Genomic DNA, 5,735 nt, shown 5'->3' with positions numbered 1-5,735 from the left:
CCCGCCGGCTTGGTAGACGAGGTGGTCGCGACCGTCGCCCAACCTACGATCGACGAGATGGCAAGTAGGGGCACCCCGTTCGTCGGCGTCTTGTACTGCGGGCTGGCGCTCACGTCCAAGGGCGTGCGCGTCATCGAGTTCAACGCCCGCTTTGGGGACCCAGAGACGCAAGCGGTGCTGTGCCAGTTGGTCACCCCGCTCGCGGGAGTGTTGTTGGCCGCGGCGGAGGGTCGGCTCGCCGAGTTGCCGCCGCTGGAGTGGGCGGAGGGAGGCGCCGTCACCGTGGTGATCGCCTCCAAGGGCTACCCCGCCTCGCCGCGCATGGGCGACTCGATCGGGGGCCTCGGCGAGGTGGAGGACGAGCCCGGCGTGCACGTCTTGCATGCGGGCACCGAGTTTGACGACGACGGCGCGCTGGTGTCCGCTGGAGGTCGGGTCCTGTCGGTGGTGGGCTACGGGCCGTCGTTGGCTGCCGCGCGCGAGCGGGCCTATCGCGGCGTCGACTTCATCACGCTCGACGGCTCTCACCACCGCAAGGACATTGCCAAGCAGGTCGCCAAGGAGGAAGGCGCCTGATGCCGGGCTTTGTGACGATGCCCGTCGCGCAGGCGATTGACGGCTGGCGTCACGTCTACACCGGCAAGGTGCGCGACCTGTACGAACCCATTGAGCCGCATTCGCGCGGCGACGTGATGTTGGTGGTCGCCTCAGACCGCATCAGTGCCTATGACTGGGTGTTACCCACCGAGATTCCCGGCAAGGGGGCGGTGCTGACCGCGCTCACCCTGTGGTGGTTCGACCGCTTGCGCGACATCGTTTCCGACCACACGGTCGAGGCCGAGGTGCCAGTCGAGGTGGCTGGTCGCGCCATGATCTGCGAGCGACTCGACATGTTCCCCGTTGAGTGCGTGGCGCGCGGGTATCTCACGGGATCCGGGCTGGTCGAGTACCGCGCGAGTGGCGAGGTGTGCGGCGTGCCGCTCCCGCCCGGCCTGGTGGACGGCTCGCGGTTGCCCACCCCCATCTTCACTCCCGCCACCAAGGCAGAGGTGGGCGAGCATGATGAGAACGTCTCCCTCGATGCGGTGGCGGCGCGAATCGGCCGCGAGGACGCGGAGGCGCTGCGCGACCTCACGCTGGCCGTGTACGGTCGCGCCCACGAGATCGCGGCCGATCACGGCATCATCCTTGCCGACACCAAGTTTGAGTTTGGGCGCTCCGGCGACGGCAGCATCGTGCTGGCCGACGAGGTTCTCACCCCCGATTCCAGCCGCTTCTGGCCGATGGACGAGTGGGAGCCGGGCCACGCCCAGCCCAGCTACGACAAGCAGTTTGTGCGCGACTGGCTGACGTCGCCAGCGTCGGGCTGGGATCGCCACGGCGACACCCCGCCCCCACCGCTTCCCGACGACGTGGTCGACCGGACCAGGCAGCGATACCTCGAGGCGTACGACAGGCTGGTTGCCGGGTAGCCCCTAGCCGAGCACCACCTGGGCAACGAATCCGATCGCAACGCCTCCGAGCACGCCGAACACCATGATGGGCGCGTAGGCCTTGGTGATGATTGCCTCTGGCAGGCTGAAGAGCGTGCCGATGAGGAGCCCCGTCAGCGGCCACGCAAGGGGCAATGCACTCACGGGAATGACCAGCCCGATGGCAAACCGATTGATGAAGGCAGCCGCGATCGCGGCTCGCTTGTTCTCCATGGTCAGCGGAAACATGCTCCCCGCCGACAGGGCCCCGAATACCGCTCCACAGATCACGCCCAGCATGACGCCTGACATCAGTCCTCGTCTCCTAGATCTCTCTATCTACCAGTGGCGACGCTATCGCGGGGCTCTGACAGGTGGGTTGCAGGCTGGCGCCACCGTGACTCGCGCGGCGGTTCCCGACCCAACGTTCTGCCGCTCCCGTGCGTCTCATAGCCATGGGGAAATTCAGAGTTGTTGCCGCCGCGGTGGCCTTCGCCGCAGGAGTGGTGGTGGGCCTTGGAGGTTGTGCCTCCTCGTCAGGGCGCCCGGTGACGTGGGACGGCGAGTATGACTTTGGAGCGCCAGGAGAGGCCATCTCAGTGACCGCCGATGTGCCGTTCTATCCCGCGTGCGGCAACGAGGTTCTCTCGTGGGACGGTCGCGACTGGTACCCGTTCACGCCCTCCAACCCCGACGCCTTTCCCGACCCAACTCTCGATATCTTGCCGACAATCGAAGGCTGGCCCAGCGGCGGCGCGTCTGTGGCAATGGTGGCGGCGCCCGGCCCAGGAGACGACGTCGGCACGCTGGTGGTCTACGAGAACGACCTCGCGTACTGGGTGTCGGACTCGCGTGACCTCGACACGTGGATGACCAACACCAATCTCACATACAGCTGGCTCTGCTGAGTCCAGCTCTGGCACGCTCGCGCGCCGCTAGACTGCAGCCATGCCCAAGATCATTGTTGACGTCATGCCCAAGCCGGAGATTCTCGACCCCCAGGGGAAGGCCATCGGCGCGGCGCTCGCGCGGCTCGGCATCGAGGGCTTCCGCGAGGTCCGCCAAGGCAAGCGGTTCGAGCTCAAGGTGCACGGTGAGATCACCGATGAGGTGCTCGCCACGGTGCGTCACGCCGCCGAGACTCTGCTGAGCAACCCCGTGATCGAGGACGTCGTGTCGGTCAAGCAGAAGGACTGCGGCAACGGCGGCGGTTGCTGCGGTTCAGAGGCATCGGCCGACGCCCTGGCGGGTGCGGCGCCGAACGGTCAGAAGGACCTGCTGGCGTGACCGCCCGCATCGGCGTCGTCACGTTCCCTGGTTCACTCGACGACCGCGACGCCCTGCGCGCCGTGCGGCTCGCTGGCGCGGATCCGGTGTCGCTGTTCCACGCCGACGCCGACCTCCAGGGCGTCGACGCCGTGGTGCTTCCCGGCGGCTTCAGTTACGGCGACTACCTGCGCGCCGGCGCGATCGCTCGCTTCGCGCCCATCATGGACACCATCGTGGACTCGGCGAACGGCGGCATGCCTGTGCTGGGCATCTGCAATGGCTTCCAGGTACTCACCGAGGTGCACCTGCTACCGGGCTCGATGATCAAGAATGAGCACTTGCACTTTGTGTGCCGCGACCAGACGCTACGGGTCGAGAACGCCGAGACGGCGTGGACCAGTGAGTACCGCGCGGGCGAAGAGATCGTGATCCCGCTGAAGAACCAAGACGGCCAGTATGTGGCCGACGAGCACACCCTTGACGAGCTTGAGGGCGAGGGTCGCGTGGCGTTCCGCTATGTGGGCTGGAATCCGAACGGTTCCCGCCGCGACATCGCGGGGATCACCAACGCCCGCGGCAACGTGGTGGGCCTCATGCCTCACCCCGAGCACGCAGCCGAGCCAGGCTTTGGCCCCGACTCGGTCGAGGGCGGTCGCACCGGCACTGACGGGATTGCGTTCTTCACGTCGGCCATCAAGGGACTGATGGCGAAGGCCTAGATGATGACTGACGCCCGCGCCCAGGTTCTCGCATTGCTCGCCGATGCCGTATTGGCGCGTTCAGCGGCGCACAGGACCCATCCGGTGCGGGTGGGCATCGACGGTCCCGACGGTTCCGGAAAGACGATCTTGCGGGCCGAACTCGCGGACGTGCTGCGCGAGCGCGGAGCCGACGTCATCGAGGCGACCGTGGACGACTTCCACTACCCGCAATCGATCCGCTACGCCATGGGCCGCGACTCGTGGGAGGGGTACTGGGCGGGTGCCTTCGACTACGCGCACCTCATCAACGACCTCTTGGGGCCGCTTGGTCCGCGCGGCAACCTCAACTATCGGGCGAAGTCCCACGACCTGATCGCGGACTTGCCCATCGAGGGCGGGTGGCTCGACGCCAGCCCGGACGCGATCCTGCTGGTCGATGGGGTGCTGCTGCAGCGCAGGGAACTGATCGGCTCCCTCGAGATGGCCATCTACGTAGACGTGCCGTTCGAAGAGGCCTACAAGCGTCTCGCGGTGCGAGAGGGTTTTCCCACCGACCCCGAGGCCCGCAGCAACCTGCGCTACACCGAGACCCAACGCCACTATCTGCGCACGTGCGGGCCGGTAGAGCGGGCGGACATCGTGGTTGACAACAAGGACCCGGCCGCGCCGCGCATCGTCAAGAACGCCCAGTCCTGACCCCCAGGTCTGATCCCCGCGCCGGGCACCCGCCGGCCTGCAAGCGGCTTCCGCCATGCCGCGACGCTCCGAACCGAAAGGTTGACCGACACGCAGGGTAATCGCGCCGACGGGATCGCCCCCTCTGCGTGTCGCGGTCGACATTGGTTCGTAGCGTCCAAGCAGACCGGGACCATGGTCGCGGGTGTCGCGCGTTCGCCTGTCGATGGGTGAACTGTGCCAAGACCATCGATCTGAGGGAAAGCACCATGAGGGGTCTGTCCCCTGCGCGGTTGCGCGCAGCGTCTGCTGTGGGAGTTGTGGGCATCGCGCTGTCGATGCTCATGCTGGGTGCCGAGCCAGCAAGTGCTGCGGTGAGCGGCGTGAGCTCCACCACGACTGCGGAAGTGCAAGCGGGAACGACGTCAACGTTGGCTGGCCTGTCCGTTTCGGTGGGCAGCAGCGAAGTCACCGTCGTCAACGTTTCCACCTCCATCGGCGCGCTCACCGTCGACACTGGCACGGGAGTTTCCATCTCGTACGGGTACTCAGCGACGGGTGCGGAGGTGGCGTTTTCCGGGACCGGAGCCCAAGTCAATGCGGCACTCGCGGCTCTCGCCTTGACTACATCGGCATCGAGCAAGGGGTCCCACGCCACGATCAGCATCACAGCGCGCGCCGCCGATGCGGGCACCTACGTCTACAGTTCCGAGACCGGGCACTACTACCAGTACGTCGCGGCATCGGGCATCGCGTGGAGCGATGCCAAGGCCGCCGCAAAGGCCGCAAGTTATCGCGGCCAACAGGGGTATCTCGCGACGGCGCACAGCGCGGGTGTCAACAACCTGATCACGAGCAAGATCCCGGGCGCAACCAACGTCTGGCTTGGCGGGCAAGGGGTACCCGGCACCGGGGCCTACGGCCGCCTGTGGGTGTGGGCCGACGGACCCAATCCGGGCGAGGTCTTCTCCCGCTGTACCTCGGGCGCAACCTCGGTTCCCTGCGACTTCGTGGACAACTCTTCATTCTATTACAACTGGTCGACTGGCGAACCAAACAACTATGGATCGGCCGGAGAGGCCTACCTCGTCACCAACTGGAGCACTGCGGATGGCAAGTGGAACGACTTGCCGAACTCAGCATCCGGCATCTCCGGCTACGTGATCGAGTACGGCGATCAGGTGACGGGATCGTCCGGCTGGACCGGCATCTACTCCGACTCCTCTAGCGTGCTGCTCGGCGGCACCCCAGGTGCCCCGACCTCGGTATCCGCGACGCCGGGCGAGGGTCAGGCGACGGTGACGTTTGCGGCACCGTTCTCGAACAGCAACTCCGCCATCGACGCGTACCGCGTCACCAGCAATCCCGGTGGCGTCCAGACGGAGTGCAGTTCACCATGCACGCTGACCGGGCTGACACCGGCCCAGGAGTACACGTTCAGCGTTGAGGCACACAACATCTACGGTTGGTCCGCGGCGTCAAGCACCGCGTCGGCCATACCCGGCGTGCGGCCAGGCACGCCCGCAGGGGTGCCCACGCTGCTGATCGTGGGGGCGGACCCGTCGGCATCCGTCTCAGCCTCCGGGTACCCGGCGCCCACCTACTCCGTCACGGCGGG

General features: G+C 66.8%; 8 protein-coding genes. 7 read left to right on the top strand and 1 reads right to left on the bottom strand.

Translation table 11 applies throughout. The annotated features are described in order from the left end of the window. Together QZZ33_RS07785 and QZZ33_RS07780 are read left to right on the top strand one after the other, a co-directional pair. Positions 1–576: phosphoribosylglycinamide synthetase C domain-containing protein (locus QZZ33_RS07785; RefSeq protein WP_291379210.1), on the top strand; the 576-nt coding region annotated here is incomplete at its 5' end. After that, positions 576–1,472 (top strand): phosphoribosylaminoimidazolesuccinocarboxamide synthase, encoded by an 897-nt coding sequence (locus tag QZZ33_RS07780; RefSeq protein WP_291379209.1) that lies wholly within the window; start codon positions 576–578, stop codon positions 1,470–1,472. The genes QZZ33_RS07785 and QZZ33_RS07780, both read left to right, overlap by 1 nt. Before the next feature lie 3 nt (positions 1,473–1,475). Here QZZ33_RS07780 and QZZ33_RS07775 read toward each other — a convergent pair whose 3' ends face one another. Then, positions 1,476–1,784, bottom strand: coding sequence for a hypothetical protein (locus tag QZZ33_RS07775; RefSeq protein WP_291379208.1), 309 nt, complete (start codon positions 1,782–1,784; stop codon positions 1,476–1,478). 143 nt (positions 1,785–1,927) lie between these two features. Between QZZ33_RS07775 and QZZ33_RS07770 the strand changes: the two genes are divergently transcribed. The 5 genes from QZZ33_RS07770 to QZZ33_RS07750 all read left to right on the top strand — a co-directional run. Continuing rightward, positions 1,928–2,380: a hypothetical protein gene (locus QZZ33_RS07770; protein WP_291379207.1), complete on the top strand. Its 453-nt coding sequence runs from the start codon at positions 1,928–1,930 to the stop codon at positions 2,378–2,380. Between the two features lie 40 nt (positions 2,381–2,420). After that, positions 2,421–2,759, top strand: coding sequence for a phosphoribosylformylglycinamidine synthase subunit PurS (gene purS / locus QZZ33_RS07765; protein ID WP_291379206.1), 339 nt, complete (start codon positions 2,421–2,423; stop codon positions 2,757–2,759). Continuing rightward, the gene (purQ, locus tag QZZ33_RS07760; RefSeq protein WP_291379205.1) at positions 2,756–3,460 is read left to right on the top strand and encodes a phosphoribosylformylglycinamidine synthase subunit PurQ; all 705 of its coding nucleotides are present in this window, start codon (positions 2,756–2,758) and stop codon (positions 3,458–3,460) included. The genes purS and purQ overlap by 4 nt, the downstream gene beginning before the upstream one ends. Next, entirely contained in the window at positions 3,461–4,138 is a 678-nt protein-coding gene (locus QZZ33_RS07755) for a uridine kinase (RefSeq protein WP_291379204.1), read from the top strand. Between the two features lie 248 nt (positions 4,139–4,386). Then, positions 4,387–5,735 (top strand): fibronectin type III domain-containing protein (locus QZZ33_RS07750; protein ID WP_291379203.1); only part of this gene is annotated, 1,349 nt, incomplete at its 3' end.

Origin of the sequence: Demequina sp., from assembly GCF_016278775.1 — a bacterium.
Classification (GTDB): domain Bacteria; phylum Actinomycetota; class Actinomycetes; order Actinomycetales; family Demequinaceae; genus Demequina.
This window is presented reverse-complemented; position numbering and strand designations above follow the sequence as displayed.

Excerpts from the sequence above, each read along its gene's own strand:
- QZZ33_RS07775 (WP_291379208.1), bottom strand. The coding sequence starts at position 1,784 with ATGTCAGGCGTCATGCTGGGCGTGATCTGTGGAGCGGTATTCGGGGCC.
- purS (WP_291379206.1), top strand. The coding sequence starts at position 2,421 with ATGCCCAAGATCATTGTTGACGTCATGCCCAAGCCGGAGATTCTCGAC.
- QZZ33_RS07780 (WP_291379209.1), top strand. The coding sequence starts at position 576 with ATGCCGGGCTTTGTGACGATGCCCGTCGCGCAGGCGATTGACGGCTGG.
- QZZ33_RS07755 (WP_291379204.1), top strand. The coding sequence starts at position 3,461 with ATGATGACTGACGCCCGCGCCCAGGTTCTCGCATTGCTCGCCGATGCC.
- QZZ33_RS07770 (WP_291379207.1), top strand. The coding sequence starts at position 1,928 with ATGGGGAAATTCAGAGTTGTTGCCGCCGCGGTGGCCTTCGCCGCAGGA.